This is a genomic window from Chitinophaga sp. CF418 (assembly GCF_900142925.1).
GTDB lineage: Bacteria > Bacteroidota > Bacteroidia > Chitinophagales > Chitinophagaceae > Chitinophaga.
On the sequence record NZ_FRCN01000012.1, the window covers coordinates 65,126 to 86,317 of the forward strand.

12 protein-coding genes are annotated in these 21,192 nt (G+C 45.8%); 5 read left to right on the forward strand and 7 right to left on the reverse strand.

Annotation, left to right across the window (positions count from 1 at the left end):
• Positions 1 to 9: 9 nt before the first annotated feature.
• A complete protein-coding gene (locus tag F3I09_RS24305) occupies positions 10 to 3,162 on the reverse strand; it encodes a TonB-dependent receptor (protein WP_149697655.1) in 3,153 nt (1,050 codons plus the stop codon).
• Between the two features lie 1,210 nt (positions 3,163 to 4,372).
• Between F3I09_RS24305 and F3I09_RS24310 the strand changes: the two genes are divergently transcribed.
• On the forward strand, positions 4,373 to 5,158 hold the full coding sequence (locus tag F3I09_RS24310) for an alpha/beta fold hydrolase (protein ID WP_223233368.1): 786 nt from the start codon (positions 4,373 to 4,375) through the stop codon (positions 5,156 to 5,158).
• Between the two features lie 320 nt (positions 5,159 to 5,478).
• On the opposite strand, the gene F3I09_RS24315 is transcribed toward F3I09_RS24310, so the two are convergent.
• Entirely contained in the window at positions 5,479 to 6,606 is a 1,128-nt protein-coding gene (locus F3I09_RS24315; RefSeq protein ID WP_149697657.1) for a FecR family protein, read from the reverse strand.
• A gap of 10 nt (positions 6,607 to 6,616) precedes the next feature.
• On the reverse strand, positions 6,617 to 7,225 hold the full coding sequence (locus F3I09_RS24320; protein ID WP_188133942.1) for an RNA polymerase sigma factor: 609 nt from the start codon (positions 7,223 to 7,225) through the stop codon (positions 6,617 to 6,619).
• A 378-nt stretch (positions 7,226 to 7,603) separates the two neighbouring features.
• Here F3I09_RS24320 and F3I09_RS24325 point away from each other — a divergent pair, with 378 nt between their 5' ends.
• Positions 7,604 to 10,939, forward strand: a complete 3,336-nt coding sequence (locus F3I09_RS24325) for a SusC/RagA family TonB-linked outer membrane protein (protein ID WP_149697659.1) — start codon at positions 7,604 to 7,606, stop codon at positions 10,937 to 10,939.
• Between the two features lie 48 nt (positions 10,940 to 10,987).
• Entirely contained in the window at positions 10,988 to 12,364 is a 1,377-nt protein-coding gene (locus F3I09_RS24330; RefSeq protein ID WP_149697660.1) for a RagB/SusD family nutrient uptake outer membrane protein, read from the forward strand.
• A gap of 89 nt (positions 12,365 to 12,453) precedes the next feature.
• Here the strand turns inward: F3I09_RS24330 and F3I09_RS24335 are convergent, their stop codons facing one another.
• The 4 genes from F3I09_RS24335 to F3I09_RS24350 all read right to left on the reverse strand — a co-directional run bounded on the left by F3I09_RS24335 (position 12,454) and on the right by F3I09_RS24350 (position 15,681).
• Complete coding sequence (locus F3I09_RS24335; RefSeq protein ID WP_149697661.1) at positions 12,454 to 12,702, reverse strand: hypothetical protein; 249 nt, start codon at positions 12,700 to 12,702, stop codon at positions 12,454 to 12,456.
• A gap of 526 nt (positions 12,703 to 13,228) precedes the next feature.
• The gene (locus F3I09_RS24340) at positions 13,229 to 13,666 is read right to left on the reverse strand and encodes a MauE/DoxX family redox-associated membrane protein (RefSeq protein ID WP_149697662.1); all 438 of its coding nucleotides are present in this window, start codon (positions 13,664 to 13,666) and stop codon (positions 13,229 to 13,231) included.
• A gap of 290 nt (positions 13,667 to 13,956) precedes the next feature.
• Positions 13,957 to 14,280, reverse strand: a complete 324-nt coding sequence (locus tag F3I09_RS24345) for a S24 family peptidase (protein WP_149697663.1) — start codon at positions 14,278 to 14,280, stop codon at positions 13,957 to 13,959.
• 495 nt (positions 14,281 to 14,775) lie between these two features.
• The gene (locus F3I09_RS24350) at positions 14,776 to 15,681 is read right to left on the reverse strand and encodes an AraC family transcriptional regulator (protein ID WP_149697664.1); all 906 of its coding nucleotides are present in this window, start codon (positions 15,679 to 15,681) and stop codon (positions 14,776 to 14,778) included.
• A gap of 289 nt (positions 15,682 to 15,970) precedes the next feature.
• Here F3I09_RS24350 and F3I09_RS24355 point away from each other — a divergent pair, with 289 nt between their 5' ends.
• The gene (locus F3I09_RS24355; protein ID WP_149697665.1) at positions 15,971 to 19,213 is read left to right on the forward strand and encodes a TonB-dependent receptor; all 3,243 of its coding nucleotides are present in this window, start codon (positions 15,971 to 15,973) and stop codon (positions 19,211 to 19,213) included.
• A gap of 24 nt (positions 19,214 to 19,237) precedes the next feature.
• Complete coding sequence (locus F3I09_RS24360) at positions 19,238 to 21,160, forward strand: RagB/SusD family nutrient uptake outer membrane protein (protein ID WP_149697666.1); 1,923 nt, start codon at positions 19,238 to 19,240, stop codon at positions 21,158 to 21,160.
• Positions 21,161 to 21,192 lie beyond the last annotated feature (32 nt).

The window sequence follows — 21,192 nt, forward strand, 5'->3', positions numbered from 1 at the left end:
TCATTACATTTATAAACTCATGTTTAGACCCACCGCATAAGATCTGTTCAGCGGATAGGCATTACTTCTGTTTCCCGTCAGCTCAGGATCAAGTCCGCGGAAAGAGGTGATAGTGGCAACATTCTCAGTCGCACAATAAATGCGGAAGCTGCCAATGCCTATCCTCTCCAGCAACTTCTTAGGGAAGCTGTAGCTCAGCATAATATTCTTAAAGCGGATATAACTGAGATCATCCAGCCAGAAACTGGTCTCCGCTCTGTTGTTACTACCACCCAGACGGGGCCATTCACCGTCGCGGTTTTCCACCGACCATGGGTTATTCCAGTGATTCCAGCTCGAAGCATAACGCTGTAAACCGAAGTTGATATTGTTGTAGTTGTTGATCCAGAAATCTTTACGTCCGGTTGCACCTGTTATCAGGAAAGACAGGTCAATTCCTTTCCATGAAAAGCTGGTATTCAGCGCCGCCATAGTGGTAGGCCTGTCACGCTGCACATTCGGATACGCCTTCATATCATTACCATCAATACGACCATCGCCATTCAGGTCCTTGCGGATAATGTCTCCGGGTGATGCACCTTGTGGCGTGTGACTATATACATCCTGCCAGGTCTGCGCAATACCCACATCCTCGTATGAGTACAGGAAATGATAAGGCATGTCCAGGAATACCCATCCCCTGCCTAAGAACTCATTCCATTTCTCGAGTGTAGTGGTATTGTAGGAAGCATTAAAATTCAGACCATACTTCAGCTCTCCAATCTTATCCGACCAGCCGAGATTGAGCTCAACACCCCGGTTACGCAGATCACCGATGTTCTTACGCGGCGCATTATATGCGCCTGTCAGCAGGATAGACATTTCCGACGGACGGTTCATACCTGTAGTCAGACGATTGTAGTAATCCAGCTCTGTCGTCAGGCGATTGTCAAAGAAGCCCAGGTCCAAACCAATATTCAGCACTTTGGTAGATTCCCATGACAGGTCCGTATTCACCATCTTCTGGTTAACAAAACCTTTCACGATCGTGCCGTCTATCATATAATTACTTGCCGCCAGTGTACCCTGTTGTTCATAACGGCCCACACCACTGTTATTACCTAAGCCGCCATAAGAAACGCGGAGTTTACCATTACTGAGAAAACGCTTCGTGAAAGCACTGATGAATTGCTCTTCCGTAAAGCGCCAGCCTAAAGCAGCTGAGGGGAAAAAGCCATATTGATGTCCCGGCAGGAAACGGGAAGAGCCGTCATAACGGAAGTTCGCTTCAAACAGGTACCTGCCAAAGGCGGTATAGTTCACACGACCAATATAAGAGCGAAGGCCTTCTGTACTGGAGTTTCCTCCGGTAGACTGTATATCCGTCAGTGCTGCATCTACTTCATGTAAGGTGGGGTACAACCTGTCATTGCGTGAAGTACCCTGGTAACGGTCGTACCAGAATTCCTCACTATATACGCCCAGGAGGTTGAGTTCATGATTGGAACCAAAGCTGTGCTGATAGGTCAGGCGACCGTTCAGCATTGTCTTATAACCGGTATTGGTATAGTTACCCACTCCGGCATTTTCACCGACATATACACGGCTGCCGAAGGTACCTGTCTGGAAGTTGAAAGAGCGGTTGGGAATACTGGCGTTCCAGCGGAACTGGTTGTAGTAGTTCAGCGTATAATCCACCCGTCCTGTAAGCCCTTTTATAGGTTCCCAATCCAGATATGCCATTGCATTCGCCTCCTGCCTGTTCTGGCGGTTCAGCATATTCTGGTAGACGGTATAGGGATTATATGCCTGCGGATCTTCATTATAAGCCATTACGCCCCCATAGTATCCCGTCAGCGGATCGTAAGGCGTAATACCTGCGATGGCATATTGCAGGTCAAAACCGGCAGTATTAGTGGCGTCATCATCGGTATAACCATCTGCCAGGGCATAGGTATACTTGGACCAGTTGCCGTTGAAACGCAAACCGGCATTTACGTTCTTACGCAGTTTATTATCATAGTTGAAGCGTGCATTGTATCGTTTGTAGTCGTTGTTGATTTGCAGGCCCTTTTCATTCATAACACCTGCGGAAATGAAGAAGTTGGAGTTCTCTGTTCCACCCGATGCAGAAAGATTATAGTTCCGGAGACTACCGTTACGCATGATAACGTCCCACCAGTCTGTATTGGGATAGCGTAGCGGGTCTACCATGCTCATCGCCATCCACTGATCTATAGTACCATCTTTAAAAGTATAATACTCCCTGAGGGTGTTCACCGCCGCCGCACGCTGATGTAAGGTCAGCGCCCGCGCGTAGTCAGCCATAAAATCATATGAGCGGGTAGGCACTTCAACACTATAGCCACCAGAGAGACTGATCACAGTTTTCCTTTGTCCTTTCCCCGACTTCGTGGTGATGAGGATTACCCCGTTCGCCGCCCTGGAGCCATAAACAGAAGCAGAAGTAGCATCTTTCAGTATAGAGATGGTCTCAATATCGGTCATGTTAATGCGGTTGATGTCCACATCGGGCATACCGTCCACCACTACCAGCGGACTCGCATTATTAACGGTACCCAATCCACGGATGATCAGGCTCGCGGCATTGTTGCCCGCCATCCCGGAAGATTGCGTCACTGCCAGCCCCGGCGCAAGGCCAGACAAGGCGGAAGAAGTATTGGGCAATGCTCTGCTGGTGATTTTCTCATCCATCTTCACGACAGAAACGGAGCCTACAAGGTTCACTTTCTTTTGGGTGCCATATCCCACTACCACCACTTCACCCAAAGCTTTCTGATCAGGTTCAAGTACAATGTTGAATTTAGCCTGACCTGAAAACGGAATTTCTTTTTTCTGAAATCCCATGGAGGAAAAGACAAGTGTACCCTTACTGGTAGTTACGCGCAGGGTATAGTAACCGCCTTCATTGGTGACAGCACCGGAAGAAGTACCCTGCAGTGATACACTGACGCCGGGTAATGGTTGTTGATTTGCATCTGTAACCCGCCCGTTGATGATTCTTTGCTGTGTGGTGTCCTGAAAACAGCTCGCAATAGGCGTTGATAAATTGGTTGCTGCAGCATTTGTAAATGATCCTGCTGAAAGGAGGAGAACAGGCAGAATAGTTCTGGCATGAAGCCATCGTCCCCCCAGTCCCGTTGGGAGTAAATGATTAGTCATAACGTTGGTATTTAAAGACAATAAAAGGCTTGTGCCGTGTGCTACGGCATATAAGACAATAAAAGGCCCCTGCCGTGTTTTACCGGCATGTCATCACAGTTGTCCGTTTCCGGAATACAAACGTTTACATCCTAAGAGCTGCTGATAACAATTTTGTCGAGTGAATTTGTCATACGTGGAAAGATTTTAAACGTCCGATAAGACAATAAAGGGATTGCGCCGTATTCTACCGGCATATAAGACAAAAAAAGGCCTTTGCCGTGCTTTACCGGCATGTCATCACAATAGTGCGCATCAGGAATGCAAACGTTTGCATTCTAGGAGCTGCTGATAACGGTTTTGTTAAGTGAATTTGTCATACGTGGAAAGATTTTAAATGTCCGATTTAGATTTGGTTCAAAAGGGAATAACTCTTCTACAGAAATATAGTTCGTCAATACAAATGTAATAAAAAGGCAATCGATTGCAGCAAAAATATTGAAATGCTTTTATAATAATTATTAATCCGGTCCTTCCCTCCTTTCGGGATCCATAAGTAATTATGTTACAATCAGTTCGGGCGACTAAAAATTATCCCTGGTTTTGTATAAGGCTGCAGCGGCCGGCCGGGAAAGCGCCCTTACTTCAAACCGGCTGCAACATACATATCCCTGACTGTTTCGCCTGTCATAATATTTTATGTCACATCTACGTACAAACGCCTCTATTCAGTACGCAGGAATGAAGCATTTATTATTACTACGGATAAAAAAAATGCAAATGCTTCCTGCCACAACTTTCGGATGAAAACCTACAAAAAAAGATGTCGGCTCAAATCCTTATCCTGGCGCACTCAATCATCATTCCGTTATGATCTTCTCCGCCGCCATAAGCGTTGTGCTCACATCTGCCATTTGCTGCATTTTGTTATTGCCATATATCCCGGTATCCGGACAGGAAAGTCCTGTTGTTAAAACGCCGTGTGGATATATCCGTGGTATACACTCCTGTAGAAGTATACACTCCCCGTTTAAATAGTTGGCATACCTCCTGTAACCGGTACAGCAGCGCCCGTTTTGAACAGCTCAGTTTGACCTGTCTTCCCCTCAGAATTGGCCTGTTTGCCACCCCTGCTATTAAATACCGCGCCGTAAGTTTGCGGCAAATAATTTCATCAATGCGACTAAAGTCACTGATCATAATATTCTTCCTTATTGTAACGCACTTACACATGAATGCACAACACGAACAGACAGGACACTATGCCGCAGTAAACGGCCTGAATATGTACTATGAGATCCATGGCAAGGGTATGCCCCTGGTATTAATTCATGGCGGAGGCTCTACCATAGCATCCAACTATGGCCGTATTCTGCCCGATCTGGCCAAAACCCATCAGGTCATTGCTGTAGAGTTACAGGCACATGGACATACGAAGGACATCGACCGTCCCTTAAGTTTTGAACAGGATGCAGACGATGTGGCCGCATTACTGAAACAGCTGCATGTTGAAAAAGCGGATATCATGGGCTTCAGCAACGGAGCCACCACGACGCTGCAGATCGCTATCCGTTATCCCGGGCTGGTGAATAAAATTATACTCGCCTCCACCCTTTACAAAAGGGAAGGCATGCAGCCCGGTTTCTTTGAAGGCATGGAACATGCCACCTTCGATCAGATGCCACAACCACTGAAGGAGGCCTTCCTGAAAGCCAATCCTGACCCCAAAGGACTGGATGCCAGTTTCCACCGGGATGTGGCCAGAATGGTTGCCTTTAAAGATATCAGTGATGAGTTGATCAAAAAAATCCAGGTGCCTGCATTGGTAATCAATGGCGATGCAGAGGTAATAAAGGCAGAACATGCCTTCAGTCTATCACGCACATTACCACACGCGCAGCTGGCAATATTGCCTGGTGGGCATGGCGATTATATCGGGGAGATCTGTGCTCCGGACAGGGACAGTAAAATACCGGATCTTGTAGTGGCGATGATAGAAAAATTCCTGAGAAATTAGCCCCCGGAGAACGGTATATACCCGCGGCATTGAGCTCCGGCGGCGTTGTGTATGTAGCGCGGGCTTAAACCAGAAAATTAGAGCTAAACAAAAAAAAGCCGGTAAGAAATTACCGGCTTACTACTTGACTAGCTAAAAAGGTTAACAATTCTGGATGGTGCAAATGATTGTCTATCTGGGAACATACCAATAGTCATTTTGAGGGTAACTCTTGACTCATTAGTATCTGGGGTTCATAGGACGATAAATAAAAACTAACCAACTTTAATATTATATAGCACCTTAACTATCGCATATAGGATCGTTTATAATACTTCAGATCACTTACCGTCTGGTAACGATAGCCGATGTACACCCTCCTCCTTGGAATACCTGAGAGCATTTACCAGCGCATACTGCTTTAAAAAGACTTCAACAGGCATCTCACGATCAATGGAAACCCTTGTCCGTTTCTCAGTGATGGCGGGATCAAATTCAACTTTTTCTCCATAGATCCTTATCACCTCCTTTTCTATATCCGCTATCCCTGCATCCGGCAGGTCGATCACACGTTGCCGCCATGCCTGTACCTTTAGTGTATCTGCTGGCTGTACTTCCAGCTGCTCTCCTTTATATACAACTTCCTGCCCGGGTTTAAGATTTACACTACCACCTCTTCCTTTCACATGGATATTGCCGGTGAAAAGGGATACCTGTAAGCCCTTCTCATTATATGCCTTCACGTTAAAACTGGTACCCAGTACCTCCACCACATCCTCATTCTGCAGATGTACGATGAATGGCATCCGCTCATTCTCTGCTACTGTCAGGAATGCCTCTCCGCGTAGTGTAACCTCTCTTTTCTCTTTTCCGAAACCAGCCGGCCAGCTGAGTACCGAACCTGAGTTCATGTGCACAAGCGTACCATCATTCAGTTTTATTTTATATTCCCTTCCCCAGGGTACGATCAGCTTAAGGCTGTCATTGCTACCAACAACCTCAGCCAGTGCTAATATTTCATTTTCATTATAATTAAATGATCCGGCGGCGTCTATCTCACCACCCTGACCGTTCAACGCTATCACTTCCCTGTTAAGATCTAACCATACACTCTGACCCTTACCGAACAATACATCTGGTCTGTTTTTTTGTCCGGAATAGCGGAACACCATAAAAAGCGTCCCTACCATGCAGGCCGCAGCCAGTGAAACGTACGCCATCCTGCGTATCCTGCCTCTTTTATGCAGCTGGGCATTCCCCATTTCAATGATCTTCCCGGCAGAAGTGGTCCTTATCTGGCGGATCTCACTGATCTGCGGGTCCAGGACCTTATGCATATGCGCTGACATTGCTCTCACTTCGGAAGAAGCTTTCATCAACTCCTGCAACTCCGCACGCTCTTCATTCGTGATAGATCCGGTTATTTCGGCAATTATGAGGGCTTCAGTTTTCAAGTCTTTATTTTTCATGGTTATATTATTATAGACATGATTGGGATAAGAAATAGATGAAAAGAATTAAAATTTTTTTTGAGCCCCCGCTGGTTTTTCTTCCACCGAGCTCTTTCCGGATATGATTCGAGGCATTCTGTACATGACTTTTTAAGGTCGCCTCCGTTACCCCGGCCTTTGCTGCAGCCTCTTTATAGCTCATTTGTAAAAAATAGATCATTTCAAAGGCCTCCCGGCTCTTCTTAGGCACCCTTTTCAGCGCTTCCCTTACCTGATCCATTCTTTCACTCTCCCTGTCAAATGGCAGCAGTTCCACAGCGTCCGGATCCACATCCTCCGAATACCGCTGCTTCCTTGCCTCATATTTCCTGTTCCTCCCGGATTTGGTTATACTTTTATTATGGGCAGCGGACATAAGATAAGCCCTCAGGTCACCCCGGATCCTCAGCGTACCTTTCCTTTTCCATAATTCAAGAAACAGTTCCTGCACAACATCCTCCGCATCTTCAGGATTTCTGAGATAATAAAGTGCGCATGCTTTGACATCGCTGGCGTATAGCTCAAAGAGCCGGTTAAAGGCACGTTCATTGCCTTCATTAAGCTGCCTGATCAGCATGACATTTTCTGATACTTGCATATATGTTGAATTTCTGTTTTTCGTCATCTTCGTGGACTGATATTTGCATTACAAAAGGCTGACAACGCAATTACTGCGTAATCTGGTCATGAGTCAAATTGTCTTGGGATTATCATAAGATTGCTCCGAAAGAGTCGAGTCAGGAGAAAGTATACTAAATTAGCCAATATCATTATGATAATAAAATTATCCGGTTTCTAGCGCCCGGTCTATATGTTATGAAAGGCTTTACCACAACTACTTTGGAATAGTTTATCTTTTTTTCGGCATAAGTAATACCCAAAAAAACACAACTATCGTTCATCTGTTTGGCTCATAAAAATTGTCTACCCGACGGGAACAATACTGAATAGTCTTACAAAAACTCATACCAGAGATATGCAACTTTCCAGGAGGCATGCCAGCGCGTTATATCCCATGCTGTTATTCCAGTTCTCACTATACTTATCCACTGCGGTGATTGCGCAGGATAGATCATCTCCCATAGCCATGAAGGTGACTTTCTCCGTGCATAACACTACTTTACACGATATATTTGATACCATCAGTGCGCAGACACAACTGCATTTCTTTTACTCTCACAACGATCTTGACGACCAGGAGAAATATACCTTCCGTGCCATCAATGAACATGTACTCACAGTCGTCAACCGTTTAGTCAATAAAAAAGGGTTCTCCTGTAAAATAGAGGGAGAGAACGTTGTAATATTCAGATCGCCAGCCGCCGGCGCTCAGACACAGGAAGATCCCCCCGCTGCAGCTGCTGATCCAAAGACATACCGTCTCCGTGGGCAGGTGCTGGACAGTACGGGCACGCCTCTACCGGGGGCAACCATCTTAATAAAAGGCACCAATAACAGATACAGTACTAAAGAAGACGGACAGTTCTTCATCCCGGCCACCACTCCCCACCTTGTCCTGAAGATCAGCTATACCGGGTTTGATACAGAGGAATATCCCGTTACTGATCCTGAAAAGGATATCAGCGTGGTGCTCCACCAGCATACCAGTCCTCTTGATGAAACAGTGATCATTGCCTATGGCACCACTTCAAAAAGACTGAATACAGGGAATGTTGCAAAGGTGGCTTCCAATGATATAGAAAAATATCCCACAAGCAATCCACTCCTGGCACTTCAGGGCCGTGTACCCGGTCTGACTATCTACCAGGCCAGTGGTGCGCCCGGCACTCCGCTGGATATCCGGCTTAGGGTACAGAACTCCTTTCTTAGCAACAATAGCCCCCTGATTGTTGTTGACGGCATTCCACTGCCCACCGGCAATCAGAATATCAACCTGCTCACCGCCCATCCCAATAGCAACGTAGGAATATTTTCAATTCTTAATGGTATAGACATTGCAAGCATTGAAGTACTGAAGGATGCCGATGCTACCGCCATCTATGGCAGTCGTGGTGGGAACGGGGTAATTCATATTACCACCAAAAGAGGAACTGCCGGTAAACTAAAACTCACGGCCGATTATACAATGGGTGTCAGCCAGGTAAGCAGTAAACTCAGTTTACTGAATACACCACAGTACCTAAGCCTCCGGCATGAGGCCTTCAGGAATGACAAACTTGCGCTGAGCAATACTCCCGGTGCCCCCGGCTATGCACCCGATATCCTGTCATGGGACACTACACGGTATACCGACTGGCAGAAATGGCAGATAGGAGGCAACGCGCCTACCAGCCGTGCAAACCTGTTCCTGTCAGGCGGCAATGCAACCACCCAGCTAATGACCTCTCTTGGCTTCTACCGGGAGGGCACCGTACTTCCCTCCGATATGGCCTATCTCAGGGGAACGGCCAGTTTTTCGCTCAACCACAGGTCTGCAGACGATAAGTTCAGGCTAGGGGTATACGCCAATTATGGGAAAGACAGGAATGATATGTTCAATAACTCCCTGTCGATATTGCTACCTCCCAATGCACCCAAACTATACAATGATGACAATCAGTTCAACTGGATTGAGGGAAACGAGCCGTTTAAGAACCCTGCAGCGGAATTGCTGAAAACTTATGTGCATGAAACAGAAAACCAGATTGTCAACCTCAATGCAGAATATGCAATACTGCAAGACCTTAAGGTAAAGTTCAACCTGGGATACAACAGCCTAATGGCGAATGAAAATTTAAGGATTCCCATAAAATCCCAGAACCCTTATCTTACTGATAACATCACCGGTACTTCCTCTTTCGGGAACAATAACTTTAAAAGCTATCTTGTGGAGCCCCAAGCGGAATACAACCGCCGCATCAACAATGGAGAACTGACCATATTAGGCGGAGCCTCCTTTCAGTATACCAGTAATTATACTTTCACTATAACAGGAACAGGTTATACCAGTGATGCCCTGCTCTCCTCGATTGACGGAGCTCCCATTATATCCAGCAAACTCACCAACCGTCTTGAGTATAAATATGGCGCCGTCTTCGGCAGGATCACCTATAAACTCAGGAACAGGTATATCGTCAATCTTTCAGGACGAAGGGACGGAAGTTCCAAATTCAGCCCGGAGCACCGGTTCAGCAACTTCGGTTCCGTAGGCGCGGCCTGGATCTTTTCAGAGGAGCCTTTTGTAAAGGGAGTGCTACCCTTCCTCAGCTTTGGAAAACTCCGGTCAAGCATCGGCGTTACAGGCAATGATCAGATAGCGGATTACAAATACCTGGATACCTGGTCGCTTTCCTTTGGCAATCCTTATCAGAATACGACGACCATGACGCCGGATGCGCTTTATAACCCGGCCTACACCTGGGAAAGGACCCGAAAAATTGAAGCAGCGCTGGAACTGGGATTTTTCAAAGACCGGCTGCTCACCTCATTTGCTTACTTCCAGAACAGAAGCGACAACCAGTTATTAAACTATGCATTGCCTATACAAACAGGTTTTACCGGTATATTGAAAAACTTCGACGCACTGGTACAGAGTAGCGGCTGGGAATTCGCTATTAACGGTGATATTATAAAAAGTAAGTCCTTTATATTCAATGCAGCGTTCAATATCAGTATACCCAGGAACAAACTGCTCCGTTTTAACAACCTGGCCAACTCCTCCTATGCCGGCACCTATGTGATAGGAGAATCGCTGAATGTGCTTTATAAACTGCAGTCTAAGGGCGTTTCTTCCGACAGCGGCGTTTTCAGACTGGCAGATGCAGACGGCAACGGTCACTATACTTCCGCCGATTATAAAGTGATAGGCAGTCTTGATCCTGTATATCATGGCGGTGTCCAGCTGAATGTACAATATAAGCGTTTCAGTTTCTCCTTAGCCGGTGAATTCAGAAAGCAACTGGTACCTAATTATCTATACGGCACTTACGTCAATAATTTCTTTCCTGGAACGATGGTCAATCAGTCTGACATCGTCCTTAATCACTGGCGCCAAAAGGGAGACAATGCCCGATATCCGAAATATTCAACGAAACCGACGGGAACAGTTTATGGCTCAAGGAAAGAAATCGTTAACTCTGAAGAAGCGTACTCTGATGGCAGCTTCCTGAAATGCAGGAATGTTGCCGTTTCCTACACATTAGATATGCACAAGCGTAAAGATAAAAGGCCTGTGCAGCTCACCATCTTCTGCAATGCACAGAACCTTTTTACGATTAGCAGGTATAAGGAAGGCGATCCAGAAACGGCTAATATCCTTTTCCTACCTACGCTTAGGACCATTGCAGGAGGTATCCGGTTTTCCCTACAATAAATGTAAATGAAATAATACTATATGCGTAATACGTTTATTAACCACAAAATGAGAAGACAGTTTTTATTAACAGCAATTATCTGCTGCTTTTCGTTCAGTTGTAACTTATTGAATGTCGATAATCCGGCTAACAAAGCTGTAGGCGATGACCTGTTCAAGAATAAAGAAACAGCCGAAACGGCCGTCCTGGGCATCTACTCCCTCATCGCCGGCACATCCAATATATTCATGGCGGCTATCACCAGCTACTCCGCAATATATGCAGATGAAGCATTCTATACAGGACAGACAATCCCAATTCAGGAATTTAACAACAGTGCCATTTCAACCATCAATACGGTCATCGAAGGCAACTTTTGGAATAATTCTTATCGCTTTGCCTACCAGATCAATACATGTCTGGAAAAACTAAGCAATAGCAAAGGCATTTCCGAGGCCACCAAAAACCAACTAAGCGGAGAGTGCAAGCTTTTAAGGGCTTTTATTTACTTTCAAATGCTCCAGCTATTCGGCAAAGTGCCGCTCATTACCGTAACAGACTACAGGGTCAATGAAAATATGCCGAGAACTGAAACGGACGCCATACGGAAGAGCATTCTTACAGATCTGCTTAGTGCAAAAGAATTACTCTCAGAGGCCTATCCTACGAACGAAAAGGTCAGAGCAAATAAATATGCAGCTGCTGCTCTCCTGGCCAGATTTTACCTGCACCAACAGCAATGGCAGGCGGCAGAGAAAGAAGCCACCGAAATTATCAATACAGGCCGTTACCAATTAACTGCCCCCGATGACGTATTTCTCGCTAACAGTGCCGAAGCCATATTCCAGATACAGCCCGTTCTTGTAGGTTATAACACCATGGAAGGCAATACATTTATTCCAACAGACGCCGCCCGACCGGCTTTTGCATTGACAACATACCTCACCAGCGCATTTGAGGCAAATGATAAGCGCTGGAAATCGTGGGTCGCAAGTAAGGTAATTAACGGTATCACCTACTATTATCCATTTAAGTATAAAAGAAAAGCTGACTTCATCCTCAATTCAAAACCGCTGGAGTACAATATGATATTCCGTCTTGCCGAGATACTGTTGATCCGTGCGGAGAGTCGCGTACATCTGAACGCATTGCCCGGGGCCATCGCAGACCTGGATGCCATCCGGCTGCGTGCGGGCCTTCCATTGGTACAAACCACCAACCCCGGCATATCTGCAGCCGAACTATATGAAAAGATAGAACGGGAAAGAAGAATTGAACTCTTCATGGAATGCGGGCACAGATGGTTGGATCTCAGGCGAACGGGTAAAGCATCAGAAACTTTGCAGGCGATCAAATCAGACTGGAAAGCAACAAGGGAACTGTGGCCGATACCACAAGCACAGAGAACTTTGAATCCGGCACTCACACAAAATGACGGATACTAACGGAGAACCATAATCGTAGTATCAGGACAAATTGCGGTATAAGACAGCACCAGGACATATAGGCCTGGTGCTGTTTTGTTTTTACTGTTTCAGAACGTAAAGTCTCCAACTGTATAGATGGTTGTATTATCCTGGGCACGAAGACAGATGCCGAAAGTTCCTGAACAAAGTGTTTGAGCCTGTGTCTGTGTCGCATTCACAAGCACCAATTCATCGTCCCAGTTTATCCAGTTATGTAAAACGTCTGCAGAAGAGGAAGAAGGAAGATTGGATGCGATAGCGCCGCTTGTTCCTGCTACAGCGGCGAGGACTGCGAATAGTAGTTTGATCTTTTTCATACGAATGCTAATTAATAATTGAGGTGATTGATTTGATTGGTACGTTATTTTGAAATTATAGGTACACGATCTTGACCCCACTTCGTGAAGTATACTGCCTTCTCATCCTCTTTAAGGCATGACTCCCCCTTTTAAGGCATAATTCGCCTTTTAAGACATGAATCCCCCCGCATGCCTGCGGCACGTTCATTTATAACCAGTATTATTCTTAATACATTAAGATTATACTTCCTTCTCATCCTCTTTAAGGCATGCTTCTCCCTTTAAGACATGAATCCCCCCTCATGCCTGCGGCACATAGATTTATAGGCAATATTGTTCTTAATACATTAAGATCAGGAGAATGCTGTGTCAGTCTCCTTTCCAGGCAGTAAGCGTTTTTACTTTCAATGCAATAAACTATCCCCTAATATCCCCCGTTCAGGTAGATTTCGTGCTATTGTCCCCGTTACATAAGCGATTGCTGTTTATTATATGTTATGTGTAAACGTCAGTAATGTAAAAAATGTTTCGTGTGTGATAGTAACTATGCCATCTTCTTGCTGAATTGCTGTTCCAGGTAAATACCAACAATGCCGATAACAATAAAAAAGAGGTTGAAGATCAGGTGTTGCGTCCATGTAAAGCTCGCAATCACACCGCCACAGCTACAGGGAATTACGCCATAGTAGTTCAGTTTGACAAGGATGATGTAGGCAGTAAAACATATCATCAATGTCGTAGCAAAGAACAACCCTATCCTTCTCAGGGAAAAGGTCATCATCATCACAGCCGACAGGATCTCGGATGAAAGAACACTCCACACCAGTAAGTGCGTGTACTTATCCGGAAATGGCTGACGATCCATCTGAATAATAAATATCCGGTAATTCATCAGTTTGGATGCAGCTGCATAGATAAACATACTTGTGAACAAAAAGTAACAGATCAGGAGAATAGTATCCCTGGCTTTTATGCGTCCCATTTGCATAAACATTTTTTTAGTACCCCCTCCCGTTTTACGGGACTTTCAACAGATGAAACCAAGGTAATTTTTTTTCATTACAACTTAGTTAATCGCATGTTAAATAGGTCTGGCTTTTATTGGAAGGATATTTCTGCGATCAACTGATAAGGTAGGTGTAAGGCGGTTGTAGCAGGTTTAAGTGTAGGCTTCAATGATGGTTACGACGTGTTTTTTTTTGGAACCCGGGGCCTTGTTATTTCTCCGTGTAAACAACGCGGATGGCCCGGGGTAATTGGGGTGTACTGCAATCAACCTCTCTGATAAATGATCCTGTTCTCAAATTCTCCGGTAACTACACGGCCGTAAATGCTCTTAGTCCATCCATTCTCAAAGCCGTGATTATTAGCTATCAGAAATCCTTTGTTCGCATCTTTCTTCACGATCTTATGCGCATCAATGTAACGCCCCCTTACTTTACAGAACACAATATCACCGATCTCATATTCTTCTGCTTTTGTGAACGTAAGCAGGCTTCCGCTTTTTAAAATGGGTAACATAGAGCTTCCAAAGGCTTTCATTCTTCCTGCCCCTACTGTCTGCAGCTCACTTTTTAGTCTTTCGTATTTATTCATCTTGTTAAAAATTTGAATGCAAAAATAACGAAATATACCGCATCAGCTTGCCTGGAATTGGGCACCTGTAAAAAAAGGCCATAAGAGGCTTCATTTGGGTCTAAGGGCCTCTATGAGGTATCAGGACACTTCGTCCCTATTGCGGCTTAAATTCAGCCTTAAATGCCTGATAAAAGCGGTTCGTCCCTGCCATGACAAAACCCGCACCTTCATTTAACCAGCATGTAACTAGCATATGACCAGGATCTTCCTCCGTCTTTCTTCCGTTAAAAACGGAGGAATAACGGAGGAAAGACGGAGGAATAACCGAGGAATATGCTAGTTGTATGCTAGTTTAATACAGGTTCAATCCAGGAAATGACCAGGATGAAACCAGAATATGACTAGCATTATCCTTCGTTAATCCTTCGTTCCGAACGAAAGATTAACGAAGGATAATGCTAGTCATATCCTGGTCATATCCTGGTTACATCCTGGAAAGCCCGGCACACATACCTACCCCGCCGGGTGCTCCTTCCTTCTCAACCCACGGTATTGCTCCGGTGAAATATGCATCGTCTTTTTAAACAAACGGGAAAAATGATAGGGATCCTCATAACCAATGACCGTTGCCACATCTTTGATCTTCATATCAGTAGTATACAACAACAGGCAGGCCTTCTGCAGCTTCAGATGAATAAAGTAATTCAACGGCGACATGCCCGTTGCTTTCTTGAACAGATTGGAGAAATGAGAGGGAGACAGCTCACATTGCTGCGCAAGATCTTCCACAGTCAGGATAGCAGACAAATGCTGTTGCATATATTTTATCGTACCGTCAATCCTGTTCTTCGCCTCACTTTCCTCCCTGCGTTCCTTTTCCGGGTACAGGAACGAAGAAACGAAATGATACAGGCATAAATTCGCCTTCCCCAGGTTGTCTTTACCAAATCCCATCTTCAGGCTCTGGTACATGACATCCCATAACTGAATACCTGTTTCATTGGAATGTATATGCCGCGGACCATCCAGCAAACCTATATTAAAGCCGCGGTTGAAGCTGTCTATATCCTTTCCGCTAAAATGTACCCAGTAAATGGTCCATGGATTTTCATCGTCCGACCCATAACGCAAACGGGCCTTCGTAGCAGGCACGATCACAAACTGGTTTACTCCCATCTCAAAATGCCTGTCATCCACAGCATACCATCCCTTTCCTTTTACACAGTACAACAGGATATTGTCAGGGCATCCATTCTTTCTTTCGCGGTAGTGATAAGCCGCTCTCGGAAAATAACCGATGTGTGTGATGTACAATTGACCAATTACCGGGTTGGCTTTAATGGCGTTTTTCCAGACTGTTTCGGGAAGGCTGATCATTCGTTCCCCTTCGAAACCGTCTTTTCGTTTGACCGTTCTCATAACGTGATATATATTAAATTAACTCAGCCCAATACTATCTTAATGTAATGGAGGTTGGACTATTTTACGGGACCAATAACGTGATTCATATTAAATTAACTCAGCCCAATACTATCTTGACTTATCAAAATCCGGCCTGATGGCAAAAATACTATTTTGTCCAAAATCGTAGAATAATCCATCAAAATAAATGAATCTTCCATTTCCCTTACATCTCTCATAAGATACTTTTGCCCGCAATTCCATGTTGAAATAGTTTTATTCACACTATCTTCCTAAATCTTGGTTTATGCCAGAATTCCTCTCCACGTACCGGCTCAGGGCCTTAAAATCCGCGTGCCTGCTTTTTTTATTATCCACGTTCCTTACCTACAATGCCGTTGCACAACAGGCTGAAAAAATAACCGTCACAGGAACAGTGACAGATACTTCAGGGGCAAAACTTGAAGGTGTAAACATTGTAGCTGAAAACAAAAAGAACGTCGCAACATCCACCAACGCAAACGGAAAGTTCGTTCTCGATGTAGAGCCGGGCGCCATGCTCAGGTTTTCGTTTGTAGGTTTCGAGCAACAATTCATTTCCATAACGCCCAACACGAAGGTGATCAACCTCGTGTTGCGGCCAGCCACCTTCAGCGCGGAAGAAGTGGTGGTAGTGGCCTATGGAAGAAAACAAAGGAAAGAAGCCGTAGTAGGATCAGTAACAAGCATCGATCCCGCTGCCCTGAAGATTCCTTCCAGCAACCTTACCAACGCTATGGCCGGACAGATTGCCGGTATGGTGTCATTCCAGCGTGGCGGTCAGCCGGGACTGGACAATTCATCCTTCTTCATCCGGGGTGTCACCACATTCGGTTACAGCGCCAGTCCGCTGATACTGGTTGACAACGTTGAGCTAAGCTCCAACGATCTGGCCCGCCTGCAGGTTGATGATATCGCCAGCTTCTCTATCCTGAAAGATGCCAGCGCTGCCGCGCTCTATGGCGCCAGGGGTGCTAACGGCGTTATACTGGTCACCACCAAGGAAGGCAAAACGGGGAAAGCCCGTATGAGCTTCCGTTACGAACGCTCTATCTCCAAACCTACACAAACGGTGAAACTAGCCGATCCTGTTACCTACATGAAACTGTACAATGAAGCGCTGACCACGCGTAATCCGCTGGCAACACCGCAGTACACGCCCAACCAGATCATCAACACACAGGCTACCATGAATAAAGCCCCCGGCAGCAATCCCTATGTGTATCCTGCGGTTGACTGGATGTCTACGCTGTTTAAAGACCAGACTACCACACAACGCGCCAACTTCAGCGTACAGGGAGGTACAGAAGCTGCAAGGTATTATATTGCAGGGTCTTACGACAGGGATAATGGTATCTTACAGGTAAACCCTGTCAACAACTTCAACTCCTCCATGAAGTTTGAAAACTACCAGTTACGTTCAAACGTCAACGTTAAACTGACCAAAACCACAGAAGCAGTCGTTCGCCTCTGGGGAAATTTCAATGACTATACAGGGCCTATCACCGACGACCAGTCGGGTTTTGCCAGTGATATGTACGACAGGGCGCTGCATACCAGCCCAGTAGCCTTCCCCGCCTATTTCCCTGCGGATAGTGCGAACCTGCTGACAAAACATATTCTTTTCGGTAATTCGCTCAGTACTACAGGCGGACTGCAAAGCAATCCATATGCATCCCTGATGTATGGATATAAATCATTTTCAGAATCAAAGTTATCTGCCCAGTTCGAAGTGAACCAGAACCTCAACTTCGTTACCGAAGGATTGGCTTTTCATGGTTTGTTCAGCACGAACAGATACGCTTATTTCGATCTTAAAAGAGCATACAGCCCTTTCTATTATGATGTGGGAAGTTATGATCAGGCTAACAACACCTATACCCTTAACTGGCTTAATAACCAGCCGGGAAGTGCGCAGGAATTCCTCAGCTACTACCCGGGCAATAAGAATGTGAATACATTCCTTTACCTGCAGGGAAGCCTGGACTATGCCAGAACTTTCGGCAAGCACAATATCAGCGCGGCGCTCATTGGTACACGCCAGCAAAAGCTGAACGCTGATGCAAATGATCCGAATACAAACCAGCCATCCTTACAGTATTCATTGCCTTACCGTAACCTCGGACTGGCAGGTAGAGCTACCTATTCATTCGCCAGCAAATACTTTCTCGAATTCAACTTCGGATACAATGGTTCCGAACGTTTCTCCACCCAATACCGCTGGGGCTTCTTTCCTACCATTGGTGCAGGCTGGGTGATATCCAACGAGAAATTCTGGAAAGGCGATATATCCGAAATTGTTACAAGGCTGAAACTGAGAGGCAGCTATGGTATTGTGGGGAATGACAATATCGACAATACCCGCTTCTACTATTTGTCCAACGTAACGCCAGATGATGTGAATGGTCCCTCCGCCGTCTTTGGCACCAACAACAGTGTGAAGATGTACGGTACCACCATCCAGAACTATCCTAACCCCGGCGTAACATGGGAGACTGCCCGTAAGACCAACCTGGCGGCGGAGATCACCATACTGCACCAGCTGAACATCACAGCAGAGATCTACCATGAATACAGGTACAACATCCTGCAGCAACGCGGATACATTCCTGTTACAAACGGTCTCGAAGCTGTTGTTAAATCCAACGTGGGTACTGCCTATGCCAAAGGACTTGATCTGAATATCAATTATAAACAGAACATCTCAAAAACCATGTGGGCCTCTGTGCTGGGTAACCTTACAGTTACGTCCAACCACTATGGCCGTTATGAAGAACCGGAATATAAATACAGCTACCGTTTCCAGAAAGGCAGACCTATCAATCAGCCTTTTGGTTACATCGCGGAAAGATTGTTTGTAGATGATAAGGAAGCTGCCAACTCTCCTACTCAGTTGTTCGGCTCTTCACCATTACCGATCGGTGGTGATATCAAATATAGGGACGTCAACAAAGATGGTATCATCAATCAGGATGATCAGGTGCCTATTGGTCTGCCAACCACGCCACAGATCATCTATGGATTCGGCTTTTCAATGGGATATAAAAATTTCGACCTGAATGCGTTCTTCCAGGGATTGGCCAGGGAATCATTCTTCATTAACGCTACTTCCGAAGATGACAGGTATCATGGTAAATATGGTACTGCTCCTTTCGTGAACAAGGCACAGATATTACAGGCTTATGCTGACGATCACTGGTCCGAAGAGAACCAACACCTATATGCATTATGGCCACGCTTAGCAACCAGTGATATCCTGAACAACCAACAACAAAGTACCTGGTGGCTGAGAGACGGCAGTTTTATGCGTTTGAAATCAGTTGAGATAGGTTACACGCTGCCGAAGTCTCTTGCAAGACACATGTACATCTCCAGTATGCGCGTGTATTTCAGTGGACTGAACCTGTTCACCTTTAGCCACTTCAAGCTCTGGGATCCTGAACAGGCCGGCCAGGGGTTCAGCTATCCTATTCAGAAGGTGCTCAATTTCGGAGCTAACGTCAATTTTTAACGAAAGTAACGTAAACGATTACTTATGAGATCCATTACAAAACAACTACTCTGTGCAGTCACCTGCCTGTCTATATTAATACAACCTTCCTGTAAGAAATATCTTGACGTTGTACCCGACGATGTTGCGACACTGGAAAGCGCTTTTGCCAATGCCAATGAAACGCAGGCCTATTTATTTGGCTGTTACGCCACCCTGCAGGCCCTGACAGACATACGCAGGAATGCCGGATTCACTACATCAGGCGAAGTGATGTTTCCTTATCCTCTGCAGGATCAGACTACACTTGGTGGCGGAGGCGGCGATGCCGGCTTCAGTATCATACGCGGTTTGCAAAACAGCGCCAACCCACTGCTGAACTACTGGGATGGTTATAACATGGGCCTGAATATGTGGCAGGCCATCAGAAAGTGTAACATCTTCCTGGAGAACTCTCACATAGCGCCCGATCTGCCGGAGTTCCAGCGTAAAAGATGGAATGCGGAAGCTAAATTCCTGAAAGCCTATTTCCACTACTGGCTCATTAGAATGTATGGTCCTATTCCTATCGTGGATGTAAATCTTCCGGTAAATGCTTCTATTGATCAGGTAAGGATCAAACAGCAACCAGTTGATTCCTGCTTTAACTATGTAGTACGACTGCTGGACGAAGCCATCGTTGACCTGCCGCCTGTTATCCAGAACCTGGCTGCAGAACAGGGTCGCATCAGCGGTACTATCGCAAAGGCTGTGAAGGCGGAAGTACTCGTGACGCAGGCCAGTCCTTTGTTTAACGGCAATCCTGACTATGCTTCCATGAAGCGGGGTGATGGTACAAGACTTTTTCCTTCAGAATATGACGACGCAAAATGGCAACGTGCCATGATCGCCTGTAAGGAGGCCATTGATGCTGCCGCCACTGCAGGCGCTGACCTCTATCAGCTGAGGATATCCGGAGGTGTAGTACATATGTCAGACATTACACGCAGACTGCTTACTATACAGGGCGCCTTTGTAGATAGCTGGAATACGGAACAGGTGTGGACACTCAATCCGCAGTTCGGATGGCAGTATATGGCCTCTCCGCGTGTGACAGCAGAAGCAGCGGCCAATGTATTTGCCGTATATTCCAATTTCTCTGTGCCTATCGGACAGTCAGAATTGTTCTATAGCAGCAATGGTGTACCTATCAACGAAGACAGGTTCTGGGACTATAAGAACCGTTATAAACTACAGGCGGGCGACGATACACATGCCTATTACATTAAGAAAGGATATACTACTGTGAAGGGCAACTTCGACAGGGAACCACGTTATTATGCCGATGTTGCTTTTGATGGCAGCGTATGGTTCGGATCGGGTAACCTGGACGACAACAACCCCAATTACGTGAATGCGGTGAACGGCTTCGCTGCCCCTCCAGATCAGCTGCGCTATAATGCAACAGGTTACTGGGCAAAGAAGCTGGTACCTTATCAAACCACCTTCGGACAAAACAGTGTACAACAGAATTACTCCTGGCCCTTCATGCGCCTGACCAGTCTCTGGTTGCTCTATGCAGAATGCCTGAATGAAGTGAATGGCCCTGGGGCCGAAGTTTATCAATGGATTGACAAAGTAAGGGCCAGAGCTGGTTTGCAGGGTGTAGTAGCTTCCTGGTCACAGTATTCCAACAATCCCAATAAATGCAATTCCAAAGACGGGTTACGGACCATCATCCATCAGGAAAGAAGGATTGAAACAGCATTCGAAGGACAGGCTGGCTGGGACCTCCGCAGATGGAAAGAGCTGCAGAATGTGTTAAGCACTCCCTTCCTGGGCTGGAATGTATTTAACAGAACAACAGCGGGTTACTACCAGATAAGGATCGCGCAGCAAACAGCTTTTGGTCTGAAGAACTACCTGTACCCGATACAGGATTATGATCTCTTAACCAACCCTAACCTGGTACAAACGCTCTACTGGTAAGACAGCTTATCCATCTACTTCTTAATTATCAC